Genomic DNA, 26140 nt, shown 5'->3' with positions numbered 1-26140 from the left:
ATCAATATGATGATTTTCTGCTGATCATCATATTTATAACGGCTATGAAAGGAGTAACGGTTTTATATACCGTTTGGCGATTTGGAAGTCGAAAAGAGAATAAGGAAATGGCAAAGCTTATCTGAATCACGCATTCAGAACCGGAAACCGTTCGACGCTTGCCTGCGGTGCCGAACGGTTTCCTCCCCTTGTGGGGAGAGGGGAAATCTTACAGCGCCAGCAGTCTATCCAGCGAAGGCGCGAAGTAGTATCCGCCGGTCACCGGTTTGGTAAAACGCAGCATCGCATCACGCTTACCGTCAGTATCGCCGAACATGCTCAGCAGCTGCTGCTCAATGTTGTACAGACGGGCGCAGTAAGCGCAAAAGTAGAGGCCGTGGGTACCGCTGGCGGTGCCGTACGGCAGGCTCTGACGGACAATCTTCAGCCCTTTTCCCTCTTCTTTCAGATCCACGCGGCTCAGGTGAGAGGTGTCCGGACGATCGTCGCCGTCAATCTCTTCGTTGGCTTCTTTGGTGCGGCCGATCATCATCTCCTGGTCAGGGACGCTCATGCGATTAAGCTGCTTGAGGTTGTGCTCCCAGCGCTGCACGAATACGTAGCTGCCGCCCGCATCGACGCCATCCTGAATCACCGCCACTTCACGGCGCGTCTCTTCGCCGGCCGGGTTTTCAGTACCGTCGACAAAGCCGCTCAGATCGCGCTCTTCAATCCAGCGAAAGCCATGAATCTCTTCTTTAACATCAACTGCTGCGCCAAAAGCAGACATGGCCGCCTGCGCCACAGAGAAGTTCAGCTCATGCTGCGCGGAGAGAATGTGGATCAGCACATCGTACTGGGTCGACGGCGCCAGACCTTTGCCGTAGGCCGGAAAGTCTTTTAGCTCTTCGGCCCCAACGCCGCCGCTCAGCTGGCGCCAGACGTTATGGCCAAAAGCCACCACCGCCCCCAGCTTCGCTTGCGGGTATTTCGCCTGAAAGGTGGCTAACTTATCGGCAAACACTTTGCTGGCTTCACGCAGGGCGTCAACATCGCCTTTGACATTTGCTTCAATCCAAATCGCCGCACGGCAATGTTCCGGCAAAATGCCGCTCTGAACCTGAGACATCGCTCCTCCTGAAAAATAGGACAGCCACAACGCTGTGGCTTTTTTAAGGCGTTATTGTACCCGCTTTTTCAGGACCTCGAATCACTTCAGATCAAATTAGCGGCGCCAGATAATCTTGCTCACCTTCCAGTTCTTCAGCGTGTCGTCGGAGGGCATTAACTCTTCAGGACCGCTCCAGTTGCCGGTGAAAGCATAGCTAATATGCTGGCTGCCCTCGGCCTTGCATTCCACCACGGCACCGTTGTCGTTGCTGCCTTTCTGGCAGTTGCCAAACGCTTTGCTGTAGATATCGCTGAACGGGGTACCAATTTTCACGCCGCTGGCGGCTTTGATATTGCTATCGCGCACGTCGATGCGGCTGATAGTCCCGCTCTCGCCGTTAATGGTGAGCGCGACCTTGCCATCTTTTAACGCTTCGAAATAGCGCACAATATTACCGTTAGCCGTTTTCATGCCGCTGCGCAGGCGGTAGCTGCTGCCGAGCGCATCACCGATCGCCTGTTCGTTCAGCGGCGTTGACGCCGTCAGGTTGCCTACGCCCTGTTCGGTCACTTCCGTGGAGGAACCAAACCAGTTCCACGGATAGGCCGCCGACCAGTTAACCGAGCTCATCGTCGAGCAGCCGGTTAAAGCCAGCGGTAATGCGCAGAGAAATAAACGTAGCGATTTCATGACTGAGTGTCCTTTCTGATTTATTCAACGCATGTTGGAGTGCGCGATCGGCAAAAAGTGCCGTTAAACCTGTTCTTCGCGAAAACAGGCCTGCAGCCGACGGCTGCTTAACAGCCACCAGAGCGCATAAAGATCCGCCGCCAGCAGGCCGATGGTCAGCGCCGAGGGCGATTCGCCGCTCATCCACAGCAGTGGTTGCCAGACCAACAGCAATAGCTGGGAAAGCGCCAGCAACCAGCGCATCAGGGGCCAGAGCCGGGGAAAGCGCTGACGATGCCCGCTAATAATAAACGCCAGCACCGCCGGGATGCCGGGGAGCAATCCCAGCCAAAAATTATCGTGGTCCGGATAAAACAGATTCAGCAGCGCGTCGCCCTGCTGCCGTGACGCGCCGGCCATCAGAAACAGCACCCATGTTCGCGCCTGAAGCAGCAGTACGCACCAAAAAAGAAACGGCAAACGCAGGCGGCCGTGGGTATCAAAATCGGCGGGGATAAACTCAGTATTCTTCATCTTCAATTAGGCGCTTGCCGAGGCACAGTACATCTGAATGCTCATAGCCAAGGCGTTCGTACATCCCCTGCACCACGTCATTATCTTCGCGTATCATAATGTTTATTTTCGGGCAGCCGCGGGCAATCAGCTTTTTCTCCAGCCGGTTAAGCAGCGCGTTAGCAATACCGCGTCCGCGATATTCAGGATGCACGCCAAGATAATAGGCAGACCCGCGATGACCGTCATAACCGCCCATCACCGTGCCGACCACTTCTCCGTTAACCTCGGCGACCAGAAACAGGCTGGCATCGTGGTTCAGCTTACGTTCAATGTCCATTTCCGGATCGTTCCATGGTCGCAGGAGATCGCAACGCTCCCACAGGGTAATGACCTCTTCGAAATCTTGCTGGCGAAAAACGCGTATCTCCATGGTATTCCCCACCATTGACGGTTAAAAACAGAGATTATGGCGCGATTGTGCCCGATAGCCAATATCAGGCGCAATGAGCCGCAAAAAATGGCATAATATGACTTTGTCATGTATTGAAATGAAAAGTAAAACAATTCTTATTTTGAATGGTCGTATCAGAAAACACGATACGATATAACATTGGTTACCACTTGTTTGCAATTCAGGCCGAATGAGCACTTTTAAACCTTTAAAAATACTTGCTTCGCGCCGCCAGGTGCTGAAAGCCGGGCTGGCAGCAATCACGCTTTCAGGGATCGCCTCACAGGCCAGCGCGAAAGAACAACAGCCATTGAAAACATCCAATGGGCACAGCAAACCCGCAGCGAAGAAAAAAGGCGCCAAACGCGTCGTGATGCTCGACCCGGGCCATGGCGGTATTGACACTGGCGCTATCGGCCATAACGGTTCAAAAGAGAAGCACGTAGTGCTGGCGATCGCTAAAAACGTGCGCAGCATCCTGCGTAGCAACGGTATCGATGCGCGCCTGACGCGCAGCGGCGACACCTTTATTCCGCTCTATGACCGCGTGGAGATCGCCCACCAGCACGGCGCCGATCTGTTTATGTCAATTCACGCTGACGGCTTCACCAACCCGAGCGCGGCCGGCGCCTCCGTTTTCGCCCTCTCCAACCGCGGCGCCAGTAGCGCCATGGCGAAATATCTCTCGGACCGTGAAAACCGGGCGGATGAAGTGGCCGGCAAGAAAACGACGGATAAAGACCACCTATTGCAGCAAGTGCTGTTCGACCTGGTACAAACTGATACCATCAAAAACAGCCTGACGCTCGGCTCGCATATCCTGAAAAAGATTAAGCCAGTGCATAAGCTGCACAGCCGCAATACCGAACAGGCGGCGTTCGTGGTGCTGAAATCGCCATCGATTCCGTCGGTACTGGTAGAGACGTCGTTTATTACCAATCCGAACGAAGAAAAACTGCTCGGCACCACTGCCTTCCGGCAGAAAATCGCCACAGCGATTGCCAACGGCATTATCAGCTATTTCCACTGGTTCGATAACCAGAAAGCCCATTCGAAGAGACGTTAATGAGACCCGACGCGCACCAGGTAAAAGCCTTCCTCCTTCAGCTCCAGGATGCTATCTGCCAAAAGCTCAGCGCCGTTGACGGCGACGAATTTGTCGAAGATAGCTGGCGACGGGAAGGCGGCGGCGGCGGGCGCAGCCGGGTGCTGCGCGATGGCGGGATCTTTGAGCAGGCTGGGGTTAACTTTTCGCACGTGCACGGCGATGCGATGCCGGCTTCCGCTACTGCTCACCGTCCTGAGCTGGCTGGCCGCAGCTTTGAAGCGATGGGCGTCTCGCTGGTCGTGCATCCGCGCAGCCCCTATATCCCCACCAGCCATGCCAACGTGCGCTTCTTTATCGCGGAAAAACCGGGCGCCGATCCTGTATGGTGGTTCGGCGGCGGCTTCGATTTAACCCCCTACTACGGCTTTGAAGAAGATGCCGTGCACTGGCATCGTACCGCCCGCGATCTGTGCCAGCCCTTCGGCGAAGACGTTTATCCGCGTTATAAAAAGTGGTGCGATGACTATTTCTTTCTCAAACACCGTAACGAGCAGCGCGGCATCGGCGGCCTGTTTTTCGATGATTTGAATACCCCCAGCTTCGATCATTGCTTTGACTTTATGCAGGCGGTGGGTAACGGCTATACCGAGGCGTATTTGCCGATTGTCGAGCGACGCAGGGAAATAGCATGGGGTGAACGCGAGCGGGATTTTCAGCTCTACCGTCGCGGGCGCTACGTGGAGTTTAACCTGGTATGGGATCGCGGCACCCTGTTCGGCCTGCAAACCGGCGGCCGCACCGAGTCCATCCTGATGTCAATGCCGCCGCTGGTACGCTGGGAATATAACTACCAGCCGGCAGCGGATAGCCCGGAAGCGGCGCTAGGCAAGTTCATTCAGGTGCGCGACTGGGTATAAAATTGCCTGATGGCGCGGTTCGTAGGCCGGATAAGGCGTTTACGCCGCCATCCGGCGCTGCTTTGCCCGATGGCGCTACGCTTACAGGCCTACGATAACGGCATGAAACACCATCCGGTAAATCAATCGCCATCACGCCCACTGCCGCATCCGCTGATGCAGCGTCAGCGACGGTTTCTCGGCGAACAGCTGCTGATAATCGGTGGCGAACTGGCCCAGATGCCAGAATCCCCACTGCATTGCGGCATCCTTAACCGTGGCGCTCTGCGACCACGGGCTGATCAGCTCCCGGCGCACCGCGTTTAAGCGTATACGCTTCAGCCACGCGTTCGGTCCTATTCCGAGAATTGCGTGAAAGGCGTTTTGCAGCGTACGGCGGCTGACGTGCAGCTGATTGCACAGGTCGAGAACGGTCAGCGGCTCCGACATATTCTCCAGTACATACTCCCGCGCCCGGGACAGCAGCCGCCGGTAACTCTGATGGCTGATGCTCTCGGCGGTGACGATCGGTTGCGCCTCCTCCAGCATCGCCCCCATCGCCAGCAGCAGATTATCACCCAACACTTTGCGCACCGCGGGCTGATGCAGGTTTTCCGGGTTCTCGCTGAACGTCGCCAGCGCCTGCTGCACGAAGCCCCACAGCGCCGCTTTATGCTGCTCTTTGACTTCCAGCGCCGACTGGTTACGCAACATATGCAGCACTCTTTCCGGGTGATGCAGGAAGCCCGCGTGGCGGGTAATCACGTCCTCTGAAATGACCACCCCAAGAATGGTGTAATCGTCCGGCGTACTGAGTTCGAACTCCGTGCCGCCGGGCCGGGTGGCGATTTCGGCGCTGCCGAGACACTGTGAGCCAATAAATCCCTGCTCGCCGCGAGTGGCCGGAATACCGAACCAGAACGAGTTAGGCCACACCAGGCAAGACTGGCGCAGGGCCAGACCGGTATATTCACGAAAGACCTGAATATCATCGAGCAGGATTTCGGTAAATTCACCGTGGAATTTCCCCGGATGAAGCTGATCGTAAATCTGCTGCCAGGCGGTAATCGTCAGGGCATGTTCATAGACATCGGTGGTTCGCCGCTGGTGGACGTTGTCCACCTCGACCATCGGCGTTAGCTTAACGTCTTCGGGTAATGCTTCATGATAAAGATGGTGCAGGTTGGCCGGTGTTTTCTTTTTCATGATCTTTTAAACCGGGAGCGTTTTCACGATCCCGGCACCTCCGACAGGTTAATTTTTTAAGCGATAGCGGCTACTGCGTTTACGCAACGCTCCGGTAGAAAACAGCTGCTCCAGCGCCTTCCTGGCTTCCTCAAGCGACCAGCCGAAATGTGCGGCCACTTCCCCGGCGGTCATTCCCTGACGCGCCGACGCCAGCAGCGTCAGTAAGGGCGCGGAGGATTCCGCTTCCTCGGACCGCTCAGGCGGCTCGGGCGCTTTCGGCGGCCGTTGAAAGCCGCCGATCAGCCACTGGGTATCCTCTTCAGGACGACCGATCTCCCGACGACTAATAACGCGCCCCGTACGCTGCGCCGCAGCGCTGCCGGCATCCAACGCCGCCCGGCATGCCGCCAGGTCGCCTTCCACCACCAACGTCAGCCTGCCGGGGTCGAGGACCTCATGGCTGAGCAGCCGCACGTTGGCCGCCTTCAGCATCGCATCCGCCGCGTCAACGGCGGCGACCATACCGTCCACTTCCAGTAATCCCAGGGCGTTGATCATCGCTTCCCCCTTACGCGCGCTGAATTGGATGACGGGCAATATCCAGAACGGCATCGGTAAAGGCATTGCAGGCGGCTTTACAGGCGGCCTGGCTACCCGTCAAAAACGCGGCGGAATAGTTGGTTTCCGACGGCGGCGGCACGTAGGTCACCAGCTGAACGTCGGCCGATTTCATTGCCGCATCGATGCCGAAGGTCGCCTCCAGCGGCGGCGCTACCAGGTAAGCGATCGGATCGCCCAATGCGATACCGGAGGTAGACGAGAGATAAGAGCCAGTTCGTGACACCACGTGCGCCAGAAACGCCGTATCTTCGGCATCGTTGGCCCACTGGAACGCGGCCCCATTTTCGATATGCGCCACCATCGCATCCAGACCGGCGCGAACTTCCGCCGGATTCGGGCCGCCCAGCATAATCAGCACTTCACCTGCGGTTGGCGACGGACCGTGAGCCGCGCCGGCGTAGAGAGAGCGGCCATACACCACTTCGACCATCGCCTGTTTTGTCGCTTCGTCAGCGGCAATATAAGTCACATCATCTGAATCCGCCGTGATGAGTCCGAGGCTACGTATATGTGGCGGTAATTTAAGCTCGCGGGCAAAGCCGTCATTCACTGAAGCAATCACGCGCATGGCCGTCACTGAAGGGCGAATTAAATCTAATGCAGGCATGATGCCTCCTTACCGAGTCATGTTGATGCCGGAAGCCTTCTGCTCCAGCATGCGTTTGGCCAAATCGACGATCACCGCGGCGGCTTCTACCGGCGGCGTGCCGCCCTGGTGAATATTTGAAATACAGGTCCGGTCCGCTTCGACGGTGGTCGCTACGCGCGGCGAATAAACGGCGTAACAGGAGAGGCTTTCCGACTGCCCTAGCCCCGGGCGTTCACCCACCAGCAAAATCACCACCTTCGCGCCGAGGATTTCGCCAATCTGATCTTCAATTTTGACCCGCCCGTAGCGGACGAAGAATGGCGTACCGACCTTCAGCCCGGCCTGCTTCAGGCCCGACAGCAGCGGTGGTAGGATCTCTTCATAGTTGACGGTGATCGCGTCGGTAGAGAGGCCATCGGACACCACCACCTGAACGTCAGGATTCGCCACGCACTGCGCCTTCAGCGCCTCAATCGCCTCCGGACTCAGCCGACGGCCCATATCCGGGCGCGTCAGGTAGAGGTTCTTGTCGCTAATCTCGGAGCGAACCTCCAGTAGGCCCTGGGTTTTCACCCACTCCTCCGGCACCTCTTTCAGCACCGTATCCTTGGAACGGGAGTGGTCGGCGAGGAAGCGAAGCAGCGCAAGGGTGCGCGGACGCGGACCGGCGCGACCGGTACACACGCGCGCCGCGGTGCTGCGTTTCAGTTCGGTCAGCACTTCCGCGCGATGCGGCTGCTGCACGCCAATCCAGCCTTTCGCCTCTGGCGAACCTAAATCCAACGCGCAGCTCTCCGCCGCGACCTCGCACCGGCTGGCGCATTTCGCCACCTCCGCCTCAGGCGCTTGCGCAGCCGTTTGCGGTTGTCCCATTGACGCCATCACGCTGCGTACAATTTCTTCAATCTGCTTTTGATCCATCATGTGTCATCCCCGCGTCATCAAAAGAACAGTGACGGATCGCCCGCCCGTTTGGTCAGACGACCGTTTGCCATAATGCCCATGGTTTCCAGCCAGCGTTCGAACTCCGGCGACGGCCGTAAATTCAGCAGCTGACGGACGGTGGCGGTATCGTGAAATGCGGTGGTCTGATAGTTGAGCATGATGTCGTCGCCGAGCGGCATGCCCATGATGTAGTTGCAGCCGGCGGTGGCGAGCAGAATCATCAGGTTTTCATTGAGGTTCTGGTCGGCGTCGGCATGGTTGGTGTAGCAGCAGTCGCAGCCCATCGAGATGCCGCTCAGCTTGCCCATAAAGTGATCTTCGAGACCGGCGCGAATAATCTGCCGATCGTTATAGAGATACTCCGGCCCGATAAAGCCCACCACGGTATTGACGAGGAACGGATCGTAGTGCCGTGCCAGGCCGTAGTTACGCGCCTCCATCGTCACCTGATCGGCGCCGAAGTTAGCGCCAGCCGACAGCGCCGAGCCCTGCCCAGTTTCAAAGTACAGGCAGTTCTCCCCGGCGATGCGGTTAAACTCGGCCCCCACCGCGCGCGCTTCGTCGAGCATCGCCAGCTCCACGCCAAACTCTTTTAGCCCCTTTTCGCTGCCACAGATGCTCTGGAAGATCAAGCCGCCCGGGGCGCCGCGGCGAATCGCTTCAATCTGGGTGGTGACGTGCGCCAGCACGCAGCCCTGGGTCGGGATATTGAATTTATCGATAACGCCGTAGACGGTATCAAGGACGCGGGTCAGGTTCTCCACATCATCGGTCACCGGGTTGACGCCGATCACCGCATCGCCCGCGCCGAAAGAGAGCCCTTCGTAGATTTGCGCAGCAATGCTCTGCACGTCATCGCGGGTATCGTTCGGCTGCAGGCGGCAGCTAAAGGTGCCCGGCAAGCCGATGGTGGTGTTGGCTTTTTTAATCACCGGCATTTTCTTCGCGCCGTAGATCAGGTCGGCGTTGGAGCAGACCTTCGCCACCGCCGCCACCACTTCCGAGGTCAGCCCTTTACGCACAAACGCAATATCGTCGCTACTGACTTCATCGTTCAGCACGTATTCGCGCAGGTCGCTGATGGTCCAGTTTTTAATCCGTTGATAGGCGGTTTCGTTGACGTCGTCCTGGATCAGGCGCGTCACGCAATCCTCTTCATACGGAATCACCGGGTTGTTACGAATATCGGCGACCGTCATATCGGAGAGCACCTGCTTCGCCGCCACACGCTGCTGCGAACTTTCCGCCGCCACGCCCGCCAGCACATCCCCCGAACGCAGTTCGTTGGCTTTAGCCAGCACCTCTTTTACATCCTTAAATTGATAAACATTGCCGAACAATGTGGTCTTTAGTTTCATAAGTCGTTCCCTCAGGAAGGAAATGCGAGTGATTTCACCGTCACCGGCACAACCGATCCGCCAAAAAGAGGCGTACCAATGTCGATATAGTCCCCCGCCCGTACGCTCACCTCATCGATGACCGCCAGCGGGAGTTGTTGCAGCTGAGGACGCAGCAGCATGCCCAGCGCTTTGCCAAAGTCCTGCTCCGCCACCACCAGCAGTGGATGCGGGTTGGGAAAGCGCGCGACAAAAGCTAATAGGGCGTCAATCACCACCAGCAGGGTGGCGTAGCGCACCGGTAGCGATGCGGGAAGCGCCAGCACGTAAGCATCCGTTTTAGGATCCAGATCGAGCTGCATCAGCGCCTGCTGCCAGGCGCTCAGCAGATCGGCGTCATCAGGCGGGATCGCCACCGGCAGGTTGCGCAGCGGTAGCTGAACTCCCTCCAGCCAGATGGTGCTGCCAGAGAGCGAAAGCGTGTGCGCGCCGGCGCCAATCACCGTGGCGCGCACGGTTTGCGCCGGGAACTGCACGTTCATCTCACGCAGGCGCGGATGCTCATGTAGCGCCGTAGCCAGCAGCGGCCCGATATCCGCAAAGCAGAACGGGTCGGCGGGCTGGTTGCGATAGCACTCGCCCACTCCGCCGGAAAGGGTAATTACCTCGGGTATCGCCCCTGCGGGCAGCAGGCTGGTTTGCATCAGCCGTTGCGCCAGCGGAGAGAGCGCGCCGTCAATGACTTCGACGATCAGCTCCGCCATCCGCCGCGCCACCTGGGCCAGCTGCCCGGCGGTCAGCGAGCGGGCGCAGGTTCCAGGACCGAAAACCGCATCGACAATCATCTGTCCAGGCTGATGCGCATGGACCACGCGCCCCTGGCTGTCGGTCTCCAGCAGGCGACCGCCGACGTTGAGGCAGGCGGTGCCGCTGACTTTGCCGGCGTCAAACAGGGCATAGTTTGACGTGCCACCACCGATATCAATGTTGAGAACCCGGCACAGGCGCTGTGCCGACAGGGCTTGCGCCCCGGCGCCGTGACCGGCAATCACCGACTCCAGGTGCGGCCCGGCGCTGGCCACCACGAAATCGCCGAGCGACTGAGAGAGCGCCATCACCGCCGGCCGGGCGTTGCGGGTTTTCGCGCTTTCGCCGGTAATAATGATCGCCCCGGAGTCCACCGATTCGGGGGCAATGCCGGCGGCCTGATACTGGGCCAGGATCAGCGCCTTGAGCTCGGCCTCCTTTAGACCGCCCTGCTTATCGACAGGGGTGAAGAAGACCGGGCTTTGCCAGCTAATTTCGCGTTTGATAAATTCGTAGCGCGGCACCTGCGACACCGCCGCACGGTTAACCAGTTCAAGGCGGGAGAAGATCACCTGAGTGGTAGTGGTGCCGATATCGATACCAACGCTCAGCAGCTGGCGAGTTTTCACGATTGCGCCTCCGCTTCGGTTTTCGCTGCCGCGGGTACATTTTCATCTTTTGGCACCAGCAGCATCGCCACGCCGATAGCGGTGACGCCGCCGATCAGCTTGCCGACGATCATCGGGAAAATCATGGCGTTCATGTTGGCGGCGGCGAAGCCCAGGTGGTCGCCCAGCGCGAAAGCGGCAGACACGGAGAACGCGCAGTTGATCACTTTGCCGCGGGTATCCATCTGCTTCATCATGCCGAACATTGGGATGTTGTTAGCCAGCGTCGCCACCATGCCGCCGGCGGCCATATTATTGATTTTCAGCAGATTACCGACGCGCATCAGCGGCTTTTCAAACCAGCGGGTCAACAGCAGTACCATCGGGTAAGCGCCGAGCAGCACGCAGGAGATCGAACCAATAACTTCGATAGCGCGCATCACCTCGCCGGGCTGGTCGCCGGGAGCCATAAAAATCGGGTCGAGTCCTGGGATCAGATCCCAGCCAAGCAGAAACTTGATGACCGCCGCCGCCAGGCCGATAGTGATCAGCGCCACCAGAAATTTGGCGAAGATCTGGAAGCCGTTGATCATTTTTTCCGGAATAAACTTCAGCCCCAGCGCTACCAGCACCGCGACAATAAGCACCGGGATCATATTCATCAGGATCAGCGCGAAGGTGAACTCTACCGGCTGTCCATTAATCTCCACGCCGGAGTACATGGCCACCAGGCCGCCGGCGATACAGCCGATCGGAATCGTGACGATCCCGGCCAGTACGCCCAGCGCCAGGTAGCGGCGGTCGGAGGGCTCGATAATGCCGAGCGCGACCGGAATGGAGAACACCAGCGTCGGCCCCATCATCGCCCCGAGGATCAGGCCGGAATAGAGCCATGCCGCCACGTCGCCGCCCGCCAGCTCTTTGGCGAGGAAGAAGCCGCCCATATCGCAGGCCAGCAGCGTTCCGGCGAACATCGACGGGTTGGCGCCGAGCATTTCATACAGCGGAATAATCACCGGCCCGAGCAGATGCGCCAGTACCGGCGCCAGCGCGGTCATCCCGACCATCGCCAGGCCCAGCGCGCCCATCGCCATAAAGCCCTCTTCGAACTGGCCGCCGGATCCTTCAATACTTTTGCCAAACTTGCCGAGAAAGCGCGCCGAACCGCCAAACTGCGACAGGATCCTGTCCACGGCGGCAATCAGCATAAAGAACATCATGATGTACATGATGATTTCGTTAATTCCCATAGCCTTTACTCCCTGTCATTTATGATTTGTATTAACACTCTGCGGCCTTCCCCCGGGGGCGGCGCAAAGCGCCTTGCCCGGGCTACCGGTTCAGCGCGGCTTGCCAGGCTTGTAGCCCGGACAGATGCGCAGCATCGCCTCCGGGAAAATTCGCCGGTGTTAAGGCCGCATCAGTGCGCCGCCGCGTACAGCTCGATAATCTGCTCCCGGGCAGCGGTGCGTGGATTGGTGCGCAGACAAATGTCCTCCTGCGCCGCCTGCGCCCACGCGCTGAAATGCTCAAGCTTTGCGCCGGCATCTGAGAGTCGTTGACTCAGGCCCACTTCGGCGATCAACGCCTCTACGGCGGCAATTGCCTCGTGGTCATCGGTTTTTTTAGCGGTGAGCGCCCGGCCGATTTGGCTGAACCGCTCGCGGCATACCATGCGGTTAAACGCCATCACCGTTGGCAGCAGCATGGCGTTGGCCTGGCCGTGGGGAATATGCAGCGCCGCGCCGGGCTGATGCGCCATCGCATGGCATAAGCCCAGACCGGCGCTGGAAAAAGCCATTCCCGCCATGCAGGAAGCCAGCAGCATACTTTCGCGGGCGGCAAGATCGTGACCGTAGCCCACGGCCTTAGGCAGCGCCTGGCCAATCATCGCTATCGCGCCAAGCGCCAGACTATCGGTAAAGGGCGTCGCGTTGAGCGCGCTGTATGCCTCTACGGCGTGGGTCAGCGCGTCTATCCCGGTCATCGCCGTCACCTGGGGCGGAACGCCTTCGGTCAGGGCGGCGTCGAGAATCGCCACGTCCGGCATGAGCGAGGCGTGGGCCAGCACCTGCTTGCGCCCGCCGACCGCATCGATAATCACCGTCACGTTGGTGGTTTCTGAGCCGGTTCCGGCGGTCGTCGGCACCGCAATCAGCGGCAGACGCGGGCGCAGTATGCTGCTTTCCGTCATCTCACTTAGCGTTTGCTCCGGGTTGGTGACCAACAGCGCCACCGCTTTCGCCGCGTCCAGCACCGAACCGCCGCCAAAGGCCACCACGCCGTCGCACTTCGCTTCGCGCAGCTGCGCCACCGCCGCGCAGACGTCGGTAACGCACGGCTCCCCTGGCGGACAGGGCCAGACGGTCATCGCCACGCCTTTCACCGCCAGGCTGCGCGCAAGCCCGGCAGTCATTCCCGCCTGATGCAGGAAGCTGTCGACCATCACAAACAGATGCTTTACGCCTCGCGCTTGCGCTTCCTGGCCGCAGGCGCTGAGCGCGCCGAGGCCGCACAGCGTCACCGGCGGCACGCTGAAGGTTTTCACCCGCTGCAAATTCAAGGTGTCGAATGCCTGAAAAAGCGCCGTCTGCAGTTCAGCTTGCATTGATTCCCTCCGCTTTCTCTCTTCCACTGTTGGCTATCGCCAGCGGGGTCATAAACAGGCTGTGCTGCGGTAAATGCACCTGTAATTCCGGGAAGCGCTTACGAAACAGCGCATCCACGCCCGGCTGCATGCAGGAGCCGCCCGCCAGCCACAAATCGGCAATTTCCTGACCGTCAATATGACGAGCGACGATCTCCGCCATCTTTTCGTACACCGGCTTCACCACCGGCCAAATCTCCTGCGCGTTGCTGCGCTTGAACTGCTCCGCCTCTTCCAGCGGAATGCGGCGGTTACCAGCGAGAGTCAGGGAGATATGGTGGCCACCGGTCGCTTCATCGGCGGAGTAGATCACTTTGCCGCGCTTCACGATGGCGATCCCTGTGGTGCCGCCGCCGATATCCACCACGCCGGCGTTATCGAGCTGCAGCAGGTCCGCCACCGCGGTCGGTTCATCGAGTACGTGACTCACCTCTAACCCTGCGGACTCCAGCACGTTGATCGAAATACGCGGATCGGTACCCGGAGGAAATGAGGTCGCCGCATGAGTGAAGCGGCAGCCAAGCTGCCGTTCCAGCGCGTCGAGATGGCGGCGCACGATGGTAACGGCGCCGAAGAAATCCCAGACGATGCCGTCGCGCACCACGTCCGCCCAGTCGAGGCACACCGCAACCGGCTGCCCGTCACCGTCGACCACCATCGACACCACATCGCAGGTGCCTAAATCCACACCCAGCCACAGCGGCGAACCGCTGAGCGCAGGCGTCTGGTTACACAGGGTTGCCGCTTTTTGCAGCCGGGGCGTGAGCCAACGTTGTTCGTCGTGTGCCATCGGTCGCCCCTTATACAATTCGGAAGGCGTCTACCAGCACGCAGCGGCGCAGGCGGACAAAGGTGCGCGCGCTGGTCACCCCTTCCCCGGTTGGCGTGGTGATAGTCATGGTGGTCCAGCCTTCCCCGCCCAGGCCGAGCCCGGCGATGCACGGCCCGTTTTTGACGAAAATGCTGGTATCAATGGCGTTCGCCATCTGGTTCATGTTGTCGATATTGCGCGAATGCATCGCCGCCGTATGGTGGCAGCCACCTTCCAGCTGAACCGCCAGCGCGATGGCTTCGTCGACGTTGGCAACCCGTACCACCGGGAGCACCGGCATCATCAGTTCGGTGACGGCAAACGGATGGCTGGCCGGGGTTTCAACGAACAGCAGGCGCGTCTGCTGCGGAACGTTCAGGCCGATGGCTGCGGCAATCTTGCCGGCGTCGCGGCCAACCCAGTCGCGGCTGACGGTGCCTTTGCCGCGCTCATCGATATTTTTAAGCAGCACCGGCTGAAGCTGCTCGGCCTGAGCGGTGCTGAGCTTCACCGCCTGCTGGCCTTCCATCAGGCGCATCAGTTCGTCGGCAACGCTATCGACCACGATCAGCACCTTTTCGTCGGCGCAGATGATGTTGTTATCAAACGAGGCGCCTTTGACAATGGACTGCGCGGCGCGCGCCAGGTCGGCGGTTTCGTCGACCACTACCGGCGGGTTACCGGCCCCAGCGGCGATCAAACGTTTATTGGTATGTTTACGCGCGGATTCCACCACCGCTTCCCCGCCGGTGACCACCAGCAGACCAATGCCGGGGTACTTAAACAGCCGCTGGGCCGTTTCGATATCCGGGTTCGCCACGGTGACCAGCAGATTGGCCGGACCACCCGCGGCAATCACCGCCTGGTTGAGCAGCATAATCGCCCGCTGAGAGACCTTTTTCGCCGCCGGATGCGGGGCGAACACCACGCTGTTGCCCGCGGCAATCAGGCTGATGGCGTTATTAATCACCGTCGCCGCCGGGTTGGTGGATGGGGTGACCGAGGCCACCACGCCCCACGGCGCGTTTTCAATCAGCGTCAGGCCGTTATCGCCGGTCAGCACCTGTGGAGAGAGGCACTCCACGCCCGGCGTGCCGCGCGCCTGCGCCACGTTTTTGGCAAATTTATCCTCCACGCGGCCCATGCCGGTTTCGCTAACCGCCAGCTCCGCTAATTCCCTGGCGTGCTTTTCGCCCGCCTCGCGAATGGCGTGAATCGCCAACTTACGCATCGCCACGCTTTTCAACCCCTGCTGAGCCACTTTTGCTGCCGCGACGGCGTCATCAAGGGAGGCGAAGACGCCCATCTCATGAACGGTACTGTCCGGCTTGCTGCTGTCCGTCATTTTCAGCAGTACCGCTTTCACCACCTGTTCAATATCCTGTTGATTCATGATGTTCAGTCCTATTTATGGAAAATCACCTGACCGCCGGCCACCGCTTCATCGACGATACCGATGACGCACAAATCGACAGGAGACGCCTCGCTGCGGTGCGCCTGTCGCGCCGAGCTGCCACTCACCAGCAGAACCCATTCCCCGGCTCCCGCGCCGATGCTATCGGTGGCGACGGCGCACTGCCCGTCAGGCTTCCCTGCGGCATCAATCATCTCCACCATCAGCAGCTTGTCGTGCGCCAGCCCCTGATGGCGGACGGTGCAGACAATGTGTCCCGTGACGACTGCCAGTTTCATACCCGCCTCCCTGGATTACGTGGTGAGTCGTAGGCCTGATAAGCGCAGCGCCATCAGGCAATAGCGCGCGTTAATGCCGGATAGCGGCGCTTGCGCGGCTTATCCGGCCGTGAGTCAAATATTGCTGTCGCCTTTGAAACTGATGGGGAATACCTCTTCCAGATCGCCATGCGGGCGCGGAATAACGTGCACAGAGACCAGCTCGCCAATGCGCTGCGCCGCCGCGGCACCCGCATCGGTGGCCGCTTTGCACGCCGCCACGTCGCCGCGCACCATCGCGGTCACCAGACCGCCGCCAATCTGCTTCACGCCAACCAGCTTCACGCGCGCGGCTTTGACCATCGCGTCAGAGGCCTCAATCAGCGCAACCAGGCCCCGGGTTTCAATCATTCCTAATGCTTCCATTGTGTTTTCCTCTCATGGGGTCCAGAACGGGACCGTTTATACAACCAGTGTTTGCGAGTGGTTTACCCGGCTCGCGTCAGTCTGGCGCGGCACGGCTGCCACTAACGCCAGTTCGATAATTTCCTGCACGCTACAGCCTCGAGAGAGGTCGTGAAGCGGCGCGGCAAGTCCTTGAATCAGCGGCCCGACCGCGCGGTAGCCGCCCAGGCGCTGGGCGATTTTGTAGCCAATGTTGCCCGCCTCCAACGAGGGAAAAACCATCACGTTGGCCCGGCCCTGTAGCGGACTGGCGGGCGCTTTTTGCACGGCGACCTCCGGTACGAAGGCGGCGTCAAACTGCAGTTCGCCATCAACCATCAGCTGCGGGGCGCGCTGGCGTACGATCCCGGTGGCCTGCTGTACGTTGGCGACGTTGGGATGACGGGCACTGCCGTTGCTGGAAAACGACAACATCGCCACCCGCGGCTCTTCGCCGGTGATGGCCTGCCATGTCTCCGCGCTGGCGATGGCGATATCCGCCAGCTGCGCCGCCGTCGGCTGCGGCACTACGCTGCAGTCGGCGAACCCTAATGCCGGTCCGGCGTACTGCGGAAGCATCAGAAAAATCGACGACAGCGTTTTACAGCCAGGCTGAAGGCCAATAATGCGTAATCCGGCGCGCAGCACATTCGCCGTCGAGGAGAGATTGCCGGCAATACATACGTCGGCCTGACCGGCGCCGACCATGGCGGCGGCGAACATCAGCGGGTCGTTGAGTTTTTCCTCGGCGTCCGGCGGCGTTTTTTGCCCGGCGCGGTCCAGCCAGCGCCGGGCAAACGCTGCGCGTATTTGCCGGTTGCTGAGCGGGTCGACGATCTGCATACCGTCCATCGGCAGGCGGTGGCTTAGGGCGAACTGGCGCAGGGCGAAAGGGCTGGCGATCAAAATCGGCTTTGCCAGCCCCTGCTGCTGGAGGTAGTGCGCCGCTTTGAGGACGCGAATATCCAGCGCGTCCGGAAACACCACCCGGGCGGGCGAACGCAAAGCGAGCTGACGGGCGCGTTCAATAATCATTGCTCCCCTCCCAGACGCTGTTGGATTTGGCTGACGGTCAGCGGATGCCTGGCAACGCTTAAAATCATCATCACGTAGACGGTGCTGGAGAGGCGGTTCAGCGCCTGCAGAAGGTCCGGGCGCAATACCTCAAAACTGCGGGTAATAAAGACCTGCGCGGCGACCGTTTCCGTTTCACGAATTTTGCAGCGCAGCAGATTGAGCAGCGCGGCATCGCGGCCGTGACTGGCTTCCGGCACCAGATGATCGTGGTCGAGATAGCGCAGCGGCTGGTGGGAAAGCTGATGCAGTTCATCCTCGTTCAGCCCGACGATGGACTGTGCCGCCAGCGGTTCGTCCAGGGCGTCGGCGCGCATAATGTTGCCGAGGCGCGAACGGATATCCGCCAGCCACGGCTGCCAGGGCTCCGCCAGTTCAATTTGTAGCCATACTGCCAGGGCGATGCTGGCGTCGAGGGCGGCGCGAAAACCCAGCCGCGGGTCGCTTTTGGCGACCATTTTGTCGGCCGTCAGATGGGTCAGGGTGTCCGGCTTTTTCTTCACCGGCTGACGGCACAGTTCGCAACAGGCCTGCGGGTGCGTGTCGCTGCTGGTCAAACCGTGCACCGGCTGCGGCTGCTGCGCTTCGTCATCAACGAACAGGCTGCCCTGCTCGTCGATAAACTTGATGCGCAAACGGCGGCTTTCCAGCAGCTCCCGGGCCGATGGCGTCAGGCGGGCGTCGGCGGGCAGATGAATTTCTGCCCCTTCGCTGAGCGTATGATTCGCTCTGAGCCAGGCTTCGGTGATGAAATCTTTCATAGCGATTGCCAGTTCGCAGGCCAGGCGACGTACAGAAAACGCACCGTCGACGGCGTACCGAATTCAATGCTGGAGCCTTTCGGGATAAACATCACGTCCCCGGCCCTGGCCACCATGGTTTCGCCTTCATGGCGCACGTGGAGTTCGCCCTCCAGCACCATATCGACCTCGTCATAGTTCAGCGTCCACGGGAAAAAAGCGTTTTCCCACTGCATAAACCCGGCGGCCATGCTGCTGCCGTCCTGCTCGGTAATTAAATCCGTCAGGCCGACCCGGTGCGGCTCCGCGCCGTCGAAGCGGCCGAACTTCACGCTGCCGCCGTCAATAACTTTTACACCGCCTTTACCGGTGACCGCCTTAAAGCTGGGCTGCATCGCGTCCATCCCCAGCGACTGCTTCTCCTTCATCACTTTTTCCATCAGCTGCGCCACCAGGCTTTCGGTAAACTGCCCTTCCGGCAGCTGCGCGATAATGGTTTCGCGAATGCGCTGGCTTTCGGTTTTATCCTCTGCCGCCGGTGCCGCAGGCTCTGGCGCAGATTCATCGCACTCGTGGATGGCGACGCCCAGCAGCTCCGCGACTTCGCGGGCTTCCGGGGTGATGATGCTGGCGCGCAGCACAACCGATATTTCCGCTTCGCCTCGTGCGTGGGCCGCACGAATATCGTTAGCTGTGATAAGTTTCTTCACCTGCCCCTTCCTCCTTTTGGCTGAGCTCACTCAGGTAATTCACCAGATGCTTTACGCTTTGCGGGTCGTGACCGTTGAGTTCGAAAATCGGTTCCTGAAACCCCATCTCGTACAGCAGTTGCCGCACCGCGGCGACGTCGGCGTCCGGCACATCCGTTTTACTAATCGCGGCGATATGTCGTTTATTCGCGCCAATATCCAGTAGCCCGGCGGGTAAGCGACTTTCGGTATCGTTGGCCGCGTGGACATAAATCAGCGTATCGACATCCTGCAGCGTGGTAATTAATGCGTGGTACCAGCGCGGATGGCTGAAATATTCTCCCGGGGTGTCGATGTCACCATCTTCATTAAATTCCACGGCCTGCGTTTTTCTCGCGAGGGAATAATTTCCCTGCAGCGCATTAAAAAGCGTTGTTTTTCCCGCGCCCACCGTACCGACAAATGCAATACGTTTCATCGCCGCCTCTAATTAGCTTTTGGTTAACTCGCAGAGGGTGTAATTTAATAATCGACCGAGCCCGCTTACCGTCTGCAGCAGCGCCTCTTCAACCGCGCCAACCGAGCCGTAAATCACCAGCGCGCCGCTAAACCGGTCGAGAAAACCGATATGCACATCGGCGGCCTTCATCGCTAAATCACCGGCGATCATGGCAGTTTCTCCAGGGGTTAAGGTCATAATGCCGATAGCGCCGGATTCGGGAACGCCGATCTTTTTCGCCAGTTCCGCCCCCGGATGCGCAATCAGATGCGCCAGCGTAACCTGCTTGCCGGGTACAAATTCCTGAATGATGCGTTCTTTATCCATGGCTCACCGCTCCGCTAAAACTTGCGCTTATCGTGACAAGTTTCCGCTGGAGTAAATAACAAAATTCGGCAAGTTGATTTGAAAGGTGAGATAGATCACTTATAAACAGAAATAAAAAAGCGCGGGAGAATTCCCGCGCCTGAAATAATTAAATTAAATTACAGCGGCTGAGTTTGCGCTTCAACAACCGCCAGCGCGACCATATTCACGATACGTCGTACCGAAGCAATTGGCGTCAGGATATGCACCGGCTTCGCGACGCCCATCAGCACCGGTCCGACGGTGACGCCTTCGGAGCTGGAAACGCGAAGTAAGTTGTAACTAATACGCGCGGCTTCCATATTCGGCATCACCAGAATATTGGCCGAACCTTTCAGCGGGCTGTCCGGCATCCGCTCATTACGAATGCTTTCCACCAGCGCGGCATCACCGTGCATTTCGCCATCGATCATCAGCTCCGGCGCCTGCGCCTTCACCAGCTCCAGCGCATGGCGCATTTTGCTGGCGGACGGGCAGTCCGAGGAGCCGAAGTTCGAGTGCGACAGCAGCGCCACCCGCGGTTCAATACCGAAACGACGAACCGTTTCCGCCGCCATCAGGGTGATTTCGGCAATTTGCTCCGGCGACGGATCGTGATTGACATAAGTGTCGGCGATAAAGGTGTTGCCGCTCGGCAGCAGCAGCGCGTTCATCGCCCCGGCCGCATGGACCCCATCGCGGTAGCCGAACAGCGGCTGTATGACGCTGTAGTGCTCGTGATAGTCGCCGATGGTGCCGCAGATCATCGCATCGGCTTCGCCGCGCTGCACCATGATCGCGCCGATCACCGTGGTGTTGCTGATCACCGCCCGCTGCGCCTGCTCCTGAGTGATCCCGCGGCGCTTCATCAGGCTGTAATATTCGTTCCAGTATTCTTTAAAGCGCGGGTCGGATTCGTTATTCACGATCTCAAAATCAATCCCGGCTTTAATCTGCAGCCCCAGCTTCTGGATTCGCATCTCAATCACGCCCGGGCGGCCGATCAGGATCGGTTTCGCCAGCCCAAGAGAGACCAGCTCCTGAGTCGCATGCAGGACGCGGGTATCTTCGCCTTCCGCCAGTACCACCCGCTTCGGCTCTTTGCGCGCCTGGGAGAAAATCGGCTTCATAAACAGGTTCGTTTTGTAGACGAACTCGCTGAGCTTCTCAATGTAGGCATCAAAATCGGCGATCGGGCGAGTCGCCACGCCGGAGTCCATCGCCGCTTTCGCCACCGCTGGGGCGATCTTAACGATCAGCCGCGGGTCGAACGGTTTCGGAATGATATATTCCGCGCCGAAGCTCAGATCCTGATCGCCGTAGGCGGAGGCCACCACTTCGCTCTGTTCGGCGTGCGCCAGCTCGGCAATCGCGTGTACCGCCGCCAGCTTCATCTCTTCGTTAATCGCCGTTGCGCCGACGTCCAGCGCCCCGCGGAAGATGAACGGGAAACACAGAACGTTGTTTACCTGGTTCGGATAGTCAGAGCGGCCGGTACAGATAATCGCATCGGAGCGTACCTCTTTCGCCAGCGGCGGCAGAATTTCCGGCTCCGGGTTGGCCAGCGCCAGAATCATCGGCGCGCGGGCCATTTTCTTCACCATCTCCTGAGTCAGCACTTTCGGACCGGAGCAGCCGAGGAAAATGTCCGCCCCGTCAATCACGTCATCCAGCGTGCGTTTGCCGCTGTCTTCTACCGCATAGGCCGCTTTGGTTTCCGCCATATTCGGCTCACGGCCCTTATAGATAACGCCTTTCGAGTCGCAGACCACGATGTTGTGTTTCTGCATTCCCAGTGCCACCAGCAGGTTCATACAGGCGATCGCCGCTGCGCCCGCGCCGGAGACCACCATCCGCACGTCGGAAATGTTTTTCTCCACCACCCGCAGTCCGTTGAGAATCGCCGCGGTACTGATAATCGCCGTCCCGTGCTGATCGTCATGGAAGACCGGAATATTCATGCGCTCGCGCAGCTTTTGCTCGATGTAGAAGCACTCCGGCGCTTTGATATCTTCGAGGTTAATACCGCCGAAGGTCGGTTCCAGCGCCGCGACGACGTTGATAAATTTGTCCGGGTCCAGCTCATCGACTTCAATATCGAACACATCGATGCCGGCGAACTTTTTAAACAGAACGCCTTTGCCTTCCATCACCGGCTTACCGGCCAGCGCGCCGATGTTGCCCAGCCCCAGTACGGCCGTGCCGTTGGAGACCACCGCCACAAGGTTGCCGCGCGCGGTATATTTATAGGCTGCCAGCGGGTCCTTCTCGATTTCCAGACAGGGCGCGGCGACGCCCGGCGAGTAGGCCAGGGCCAGATCGCGTTGGGTTGCCAGCGGTTTTGTCGGGGAGACCTGGATTTTTCCGGGGACCGGGAATTCGTGGAAATCAAGGGCGCTTTGTTTTAACTGCTCATCCATTTTATCGTTCCTTTCACGTATCGATCGTAGGGGGGTGAAGCGTAATGGCCTACCTGGTGTTCACCCTAAAGGGTCACCTAGTATCTCGCCTGACGGCTTCGTAAACTTTGAACACCGCCAAACTCTCGCCATAACAAAGTTATATTTGTTATCGATTTATAATGTTTATGTAACTTAGTTTCAGAAGCAATGATAGCCCCGTCTGCTATGCTTTTTAGTTATGCAACTCATCATCCTCTCTATCCTAAACCAATAAAAACTCATGCAACCTATTGTTTCAGGAGCACATTATGTCCCGTAGAGAACTCGCTAACGCCATCCGCGCCCTGAGTATGGATGCAGTCCAGAAAGCCAACTCCGGCCACCCCGGCGCGCCGATGGGCATGGCCGATATCGCAGAGGTGCTGTGGAACGATTTCCTTAAGCACAATCCTGAAAACCCGCAATGGTACGATCGCGACCGCTTTATTCTCTCCAACGGCCACGCGTCGATGCTGCTCTACAGCCTGCTGCATCTGACGGGCTATGACTTGCCCATCGAAGAGATAAAAAACTTCCGTCAGTTGCATTCCAAAACGCCGGGGCACCCGGAAATCGGCTATACCCCGGGGGTTGAAACCACCACCGGGCCGCTGGGGCAAGGGCTGGCGAACGCGGTGGGGCTGGCTATCGCCGAGCGTACGCTGGCGGCGCAGTTTAATCAGCCAGACCATGAGATCGTCGATCACTTTACCTACGTGTTTATGGGCGATGGCTGTCTGATGGAGGGGATTTCTCACGAAGTCTGCTCTCTGGCGGGTACGTTAGGACTGGGTAAGCTCATCGGCTTCTACGACCACAACGGTATTTCCATTGATGGCGAAACCAAAGGCTGGTTTACCGATGACACGGCAAAACGCTTCGAGGCCTATCACTGGCATGTGGTTCATGAAATTGACGGCCACGATCCCGAAGCCGTGAAGAAAGCGATTCTGGAAGCCCAGAGCGTGAAGGATAAACCTTCGCTGATTATCTGCCGTACGGTAATAGGTTTTGGTTCACCGAATAAAGCCGGGAAAGAAGAGGCCCACGGCGCCGCGCTGGGCGAACAGGAAGTGGCGCTGGCGCGCCAGCAGCTGGGCTGGCATCATCCGGCGTTTGAGATCCCGAAAGAGATCTACCGCGCCTGGGACGCGCGTGAAAAGGGACAAAAAGCGCAGAAAAGCTGGGAGGAGAAGTTTGCCGCCTATCAGCAGGTCCATCCTCAGCTGGCAGCTGAGTTTACGCGGCGCATGAGCGGCGGACTGCCTGAGTCGTGGGATGAAACAACGCGGAAATATATCGCTGAGCTGCAGGCCAACCCGGCGAAAATCGCCACGCGTAAGGCTTCGCAAAACGCCCTTGATGCCTACGGCCCGCATCTACCAGAACTGTTGGGCGGCTCCGCTGACCTCGCGCCAAGTAACCTGACTATCTGGAAAGGTTCGACTTCGCTGAAAGAAGATCCGGCGGGCAACTATATTCACTACGGCGTACGTGAATTCGGGATGACGGCCATCGCCAACGGCATCGCCCACCACGGCGGGTTTCTACCTTATACTGCCACCTTCCTGATGTTCGTCGAATATGCCCGCAACGCGGCGCGTATGGCGGCGTTGATGAAAGCGCGGCAAATCATGGTCTATACCCACGACTCCATCGGTCTCGGCGAAGATGGTCCGACGCACCAGGCGGTAGAACAGCTGGCCAGCCTGCGCCTGACGCCAAACTTCAGCACCTGGCGACCATGCGATCAGGTCGAGGCCGCGGTGGCGTGGAAACTGGCGGTAGAGCGTCATAGCGGGCCGACGGCGCTAATTCTCTCAAGGCAAAATCTGGCACAAATGGCGCGCACGCCGGAACAGGTACAGAATATCGCCCGCGGCGGCTACGTACTGAAGGACGCCGGCGGCAAGCCGGACCTGATCCTGATAGCCACCGGTTCAGAGGTCGAGATCACCGTACTGGCCGCAGAAAAGCTGCTGGCCAAAGGGGTGAACGTGCGCGTGGTCTCCCTGCCATCGACCGACGTATTTGATGCCCAGGATGAAGCCTATCGGGAGTCCGTACTGCCATCAGACGTCAGCGCCCGCGTTGCCGTGGAGGCAGGGATCGCCGACTACTGGTATAAATATGTGGGACTCAAAGGAAAAATTGTCGGTATGACCGGCTACGGTGAATCGGCCCCGGCCGATAAACTTTTCCCTTACTTCGGCTTCACCGTTGAGCATATCGTCAACGTAGGGGACGAGGTACAGAACGGGTAACCCATAGCGTGGGCCAGGCGTCTGGCCCCTGCCAGTTATCGCACTGCGGCTGCTGCGCGTAGCGTACCAGGCTAAAGCGCTGGCCGTCATAGCGCCAGCGCGTTTGCGTCCCGCAGTCGCCGGGCGCGCGCCCTTTATCCAGCGTCACCAGCTCCTGGCGTCGATCGTCGTAGCGGGCGTTCACCAGCTCTACGTCACGCGGCACATCGCCGGGCGGCTGGAAAGGCAGCGTAAGCCGTAGCGGGTGAGCAATATACGGTCGCTGACGCGACACCAGCCAGGCCAGCCAAATGGTGTTGTAGGCGCCCGCTTCGCAGCTGGTCATTAGCAAAACCTTATCGTCGGTTAGCGCGGCAACCCGAACCTCGCGGCGAAACGGATCCAGCGAACAGGCGCTGCTGTTCATGCGCTCGTTGCCGTAATCCATGAGATCGTTAAGTTCATCGCGGCTAAGGGGCGATTGCGCGACGTCGATTCTCGCTACCGACCGCAGCGCAGGCGCTGGTGGAACGCTGAGCGGCGGCTCTTCCCCCTTTCCCACCCACGCGGTTTCGCTACCCACGCGCTTCTGCCGGTTATCGATAAACAGCAGAGCGGCTTTCAGCCCCTGTAACGAGATACTCTGTAGGCCATTTTCAAGCGTCATCATCTGCGCGTCCTGCACCTGCTGCAGGAAAGCATCAATGGTGACGCTATCGTCGGTTTTAAGCAGTTTGTCGGCGATCTGCCAATGTTTATCGCCCAAAGACAGGGGTTTACCATCGAGGCGAAGGCGCGGCGCAATAGGCGCCAGCGCCGCGACCGGGTTGCCCACGCCGCCGAGCTCAATACGCAGGCTGGCGCTGGTGGCCGCCCCGGCGCTGCGGGTGAGGGTCATGACCAGGCCGTGATGCAGCCCGACGTTGCGGGCCACGCAGAAATTCTGATTGTTGCAGGTTACCTGCCAGTCATTGAAGAGCTGTTGCGCCGGCGCCGCCCGCACCAGCGATGTCGGCAGTAAACCGAAAAGCAGAAATAAAATAACCCGATGCAACATGAGCGGCACAACCCCGGAGAAAACGCCATACACAGCGGCTATGTTCACCAGCGGCGAGGTTTTACTCAATCGGATTTATCAGAGATCCCCGTTCATCAGCCCGGAGGTTTGCAAATATTGCAGCAGGATCACCGCTTTGCCATCGCGGATCTCCCCGTTCGCCATCATCTCCAGCGCCCGGTTATAAGGAAGCTCCAGCACCTCAATATCTTCATCATCAACGCCGCCACCACCGTTGGCCCGCTGAGTATCATTATATTCGGCAATAAAGAAATGGATAAGCTCGGTGACGCCGCCGGGCGACATAAACAGTTCAAACAGTTTGCGCACTTCACCGACTTCGAAGCCAGTCTCTTCAATGGCTTCTTTGCGCACGCACGCCTCCGGCTCGTCGCTGTCCAGCAGCCCGGCGCAGGTTTCGATCAACATCCCGTCTTCGTTGCCGTTTACCCAGGTCGCGATGCGGAACTGGCGAACCAGCACGACGGTCTGCTTATGGCGGTTATACAGCAAGATGGTAGCGCCGTTGCCGCGATCGTAGACTTCACGTTTATGGCGAACCACGCTTCCATCGCTGCGCGTCAGCTCATAGGTCATGTTGCGCAAAACGAACCAGTTTTCGGAGAGGATTTTATCTTTGATAACGTTGATATTGAGTGACATACGGGCCCCACAGCGTGAAATAACGATGTCATATTACGCTGCGGAACCCGC

General features: G+C 59.0%; 26 protein-coding genes and 1 pseudogene. 3 read left to right on the top strand and 24 right to left on the bottom strand.

Going from position 1 to position 26140, the window contains the following annotated elements:
* Positions 1–208: 208 nt before the first annotated feature.
* From EGY08_RS23155 to EGY08_RS23140, 4 genes are all read right to left on the bottom strand, one after another.
* Complete coding sequence (locus tag EGY08_RS23155) at positions 209–1108, bottom strand: Dyp-type peroxidase (RefSeq protein ID WP_004123382.1); 900 nt, start codon at positions 1106–1108, stop codon at positions 209–211.
* Between the two features lie 96 nt (positions 1109–1204).
* Positions 1205–1780, bottom strand: coding sequence for an RpoE-regulated lipoprotein (locus EGY08_RS23150; protein WP_004123384.1), 576 nt, complete (start codon positions 1778–1780; stop codon positions 1205–1207).
* 63 nt (positions 1781–1843) lie between these two features.
* Complete coding sequence (locus tag EGY08_RS23145; RefSeq protein ID WP_049113197.1) at positions 1844–2293, bottom strand: DUF2919 domain-containing protein; 450 nt, start codon at positions 2291–2293, stop codon at positions 1844–1846.
* On the bottom strand, positions 2280–2705 hold the full coding sequence (locus EGY08_RS23140) for a GNAT family acetyltransferase (protein WP_004104360.1): 426 nt from the start codon (positions 2703–2705) through the stop codon (positions 2280–2282). The genes EGY08_RS23145 and EGY08_RS23140 overlap by 14 nt, the downstream gene beginning before the upstream one ends.
* Positions 2706–2916: 211 nt before the next feature.
* Here EGY08_RS23140 and amiA point away from each other — a divergent pair, with 211 nt between their 5' ends.
* Both amiA and hemF read left to right on the top strand, forming a co-directional pair.
* Entirely contained in the window at positions 2917–3792 is an 876-nt protein-coding gene (amiA, locus tag EGY08_RS23130) for an N-acetylmuramoyl-L-alanine amidase AmiA (RefSeq protein WP_004870750.1), read from the top strand.
* Positions 3792–4691 carry an oxygen-dependent coproporphyrinogen oxidase gene (gene hemF / locus EGY08_RS23125; protein ID WP_087828511.1) on the top strand — a complete coding sequence of 300 codons (900 nt, stop codon included), beginning with the start codon at positions 3792–3794 and terminating at the stop codon, positions 4689–4691. The genes amiA and hemF overlap by 1 nt, the downstream gene beginning before the upstream one ends.
* Before the next feature lie 132 nt (positions 4692–4823).
* Here hemF and eutR read toward each other — a convergent pair whose 3' ends face one another.
* From eutR to maeB, 18 genes are all read right to left on the bottom strand, one after another.
* Complete coding sequence (gene eutR / locus EGY08_RS23120) at positions 4824–5876, bottom strand: HTH-type transcriptional regulator EutR (RefSeq protein WP_004123391.1); 1053 nt, start codon at positions 5874–5876, stop codon at positions 4824–4826.
* 48 nt (positions 5877–5924) lie between these two features.
* The gene (gene eutK / locus EGY08_RS23115; RefSeq protein WP_004123393.1) at positions 5925–6416 is read right to left on the bottom strand and encodes an ethanolamine utilization microcompartment protein EutK; all 492 of its coding nucleotides are present in this window, start codon (positions 6414–6416) and stop codon (positions 5925–5927) included.
* Between the two features lie 10 nt (positions 6417–6426).
* The gene (gene eutL, locus EGY08_RS23110) at positions 6427–7086 is read right to left on the bottom strand and encodes an ethanolamine utilization microcompartment protein EutL (RefSeq protein ID WP_004123400.1); all 660 of its coding nucleotides are present in this window, start codon (positions 7084–7086) and stop codon (positions 6427–6429) included.
* A 9-nt stretch (positions 7087–7095) separates the two neighbouring features.
* Entirely contained in the window at positions 7096–7989 is an 894-nt protein-coding gene (gene eutC, locus EGY08_RS23105; RefSeq protein WP_032742185.1) for an ethanolamine ammonia-lyase subunit EutC, read from the bottom strand.
* Between the two features lie 20 nt (positions 7990–8009).
* Complete coding sequence (gene eutB / locus EGY08_RS23100; RefSeq protein WP_004123409.1) at positions 8010–9371, bottom strand: ethanolamine ammonia-lyase subunit alpha; 1362 nt, start codon at positions 9369–9371, stop codon at positions 8010–8012.
* An 11-nt stretch (positions 9372–9382) separates the two neighbouring features.
* A complete protein-coding gene (gene eutA, locus EGY08_RS23095) occupies positions 9383–10786 on the bottom strand; it encodes an ethanolamine ammonia-lyase reactivating factor EutA (RefSeq protein WP_004123411.1) in 1404 nt (467 codons plus the stop codon).
* Entirely contained in the window at positions 10783–12015 is a 1233-nt protein-coding gene (eutH, locus tag EGY08_RS23090; protein ID WP_004123412.1) for an ethanolamine utilization protein EutH, read from the bottom strand. Before eutH ends, eutA begins: the two co-directional genes overlap by 4 nt.
* A 170-nt stretch (positions 12016–12185) precedes the next feature.
* Positions 12186–13373, bottom strand: coding sequence for an ethanolamine utilization ethanol dehydrogenase EutG (gene eutG / locus EGY08_RS23085; RefSeq protein ID WP_123828978.1), 1188 nt, complete (start codon positions 13371–13373; stop codon positions 12186–12188).
* Positions 13363–14202 carry an ethanolamine utilization protein EutJ gene (gene eutJ, locus EGY08_RS23080; RefSeq protein ID WP_004123414.1) on the bottom strand — a complete coding sequence of 280 codons (840 nt, stop codon included), beginning with the start codon at positions 14200–14202 and terminating at the stop codon, positions 13363–13365. The genes eutG and eutJ overlap by 11 nt, the downstream gene beginning before the upstream one ends.
* 10 nt (positions 14203–14212) lie before the next feature.
* Positions 14213–15616, bottom strand: a complete 1404-nt coding sequence (locus EGY08_RS23075; protein WP_123828977.1) for an aldehyde dehydrogenase family protein — start codon at positions 15614–15616, stop codon at positions 14213–14215.
* 11 nt (positions 15617–15627) lie between these two features.
* Positions 15628–15915 carry an ethanolamine utilization microcompartment protein EutN gene (gene eutN, locus EGY08_RS23070; protein ID WP_004123418.1) on the bottom strand — a complete coding sequence of 96 codons (288 nt, stop codon included), beginning with the start codon at positions 15913–15915 and terminating at the stop codon, positions 15628–15630.
* A 114-nt stretch (positions 15916–16029) separates the two neighbouring features.
* Positions 16030–16320, bottom strand: a complete 291-nt coding sequence (eutM, locus tag EGY08_RS23065) for an ethanolamine utilization microcompartment protein EutM (RefSeq protein ID WP_000387720.1) — start codon at positions 16318–16320, stop codon at positions 16030–16032.
* Between the two features lie 36 nt (positions 16321–16356).
* Complete coding sequence (gene pta, locus EGY08_RS23060) at positions 16357–17373, bottom strand: phosphate acetyltransferase (protein ID WP_004123420.1); 1017 nt, start codon at positions 17371–17373, stop codon at positions 16357–16359.
* Positions 17370–18173 carry an ethanolamine utilization cob(I)yrinic acid a,c-diamide adenosyltransferase EutT gene (gene eutT / locus EGY08_RS23055; RefSeq protein WP_004123421.1) on the bottom strand — a complete coding sequence of 268 codons (804 nt, stop codon included), beginning with the start codon at positions 18171–18173 and terminating at the stop codon, positions 17370–17372. Before eutT ends, pta begins: the two co-directional genes overlap by 4 nt.
* Positions 18170–18862, bottom strand: a complete 693-nt coding sequence (eutQ, locus tag EGY08_RS23050; RefSeq protein ID WP_004123422.1) for an ethanolamine utilization acetate kinase EutQ — start codon at positions 18860–18862, stop codon at positions 18170–18172. The genes eutT and eutQ overlap by 4 nt, the downstream gene beginning before the upstream one ends.
* Positions 18840–19319 carry an ethanolamine utilization acetate kinase EutP gene (gene eutP / locus EGY08_RS23045; RefSeq protein ID WP_049112883.1) on the bottom strand — a complete coding sequence of 160 codons (480 nt, stop codon included), beginning with the start codon at positions 19317–19319 and terminating at the stop codon, positions 18840–18842. The genes eutQ and eutP overlap by 23 nt, the downstream gene beginning before the upstream one ends.
* Positions 19320–19331: 12 nt before the next feature.
* On the bottom strand, positions 19332–19667 hold the full coding sequence (eutS, locus tag EGY08_RS23040) for an ethanolamine utilization microcompartment protein EutS (RefSeq protein ID WP_004123425.1): 336 nt from the start codon (positions 19665–19667) through the stop codon (positions 19332–19334).
* A 158-nt stretch (positions 19668–19825) separates the two neighbouring features.
* Positions 19826–22105, bottom strand: a complete 2280-nt coding sequence (gene maeB, locus EGY08_RS23035; protein WP_004123427.1) for an NADP-dependent oxaloacetate-decarboxylating malate dehydrogenase — start codon at positions 22103–22105, stop codon at positions 19826–19828.
* Positions 22106–22395: 290 nt separating this feature from the next.
* On the opposite strand from maeB, the gene tkt reads away from it, so the two are divergent.
* Positions 22396–24390: a transketolase gene (tkt, locus tag EGY08_RS23030; RefSeq protein WP_123828975.1), complete on the top strand. Its 1995-nt coding sequence runs from the start codon at positions 22396–22398 to the stop codon at positions 24388–24390.
* Here the strand turns inward: tkt and EGY08_RS23025 are convergent.
* Positions 24359–25426: a DUF1176 domain-containing protein gene (locus EGY08_RS23025; RefSeq protein WP_123828973.1), complete on the bottom strand. Its 1068-nt coding sequence runs from the start codon at positions 25424–25426 to the stop codon at positions 24359–24361. The genes tkt and EGY08_RS23025 overlap by 32 nt on opposite strands.
* A gap of 65 nt (positions 25427–25491) precedes the next feature.
* Positions 25492–26089: pseudogene (gene nudK, locus EGY08_RS23020) on the bottom strand (GDP-mannose pyrophosphatase NudK).
* Between the last annotated feature and the right edge of the window lie 51 nt (positions 26090–26140).

Source organism: Klebsiella sp. FDAARGOS_511 (assembly GCF_003812845.1).
GTDB lineage: Bacteria > Pseudomonadota > Gammaproteobacteria > Enterobacterales > Enterobacteriaceae > Klebsiella > Klebsiella grimontii.
This window is presented reverse-complemented; position numbering and strand designations above follow the sequence as displayed.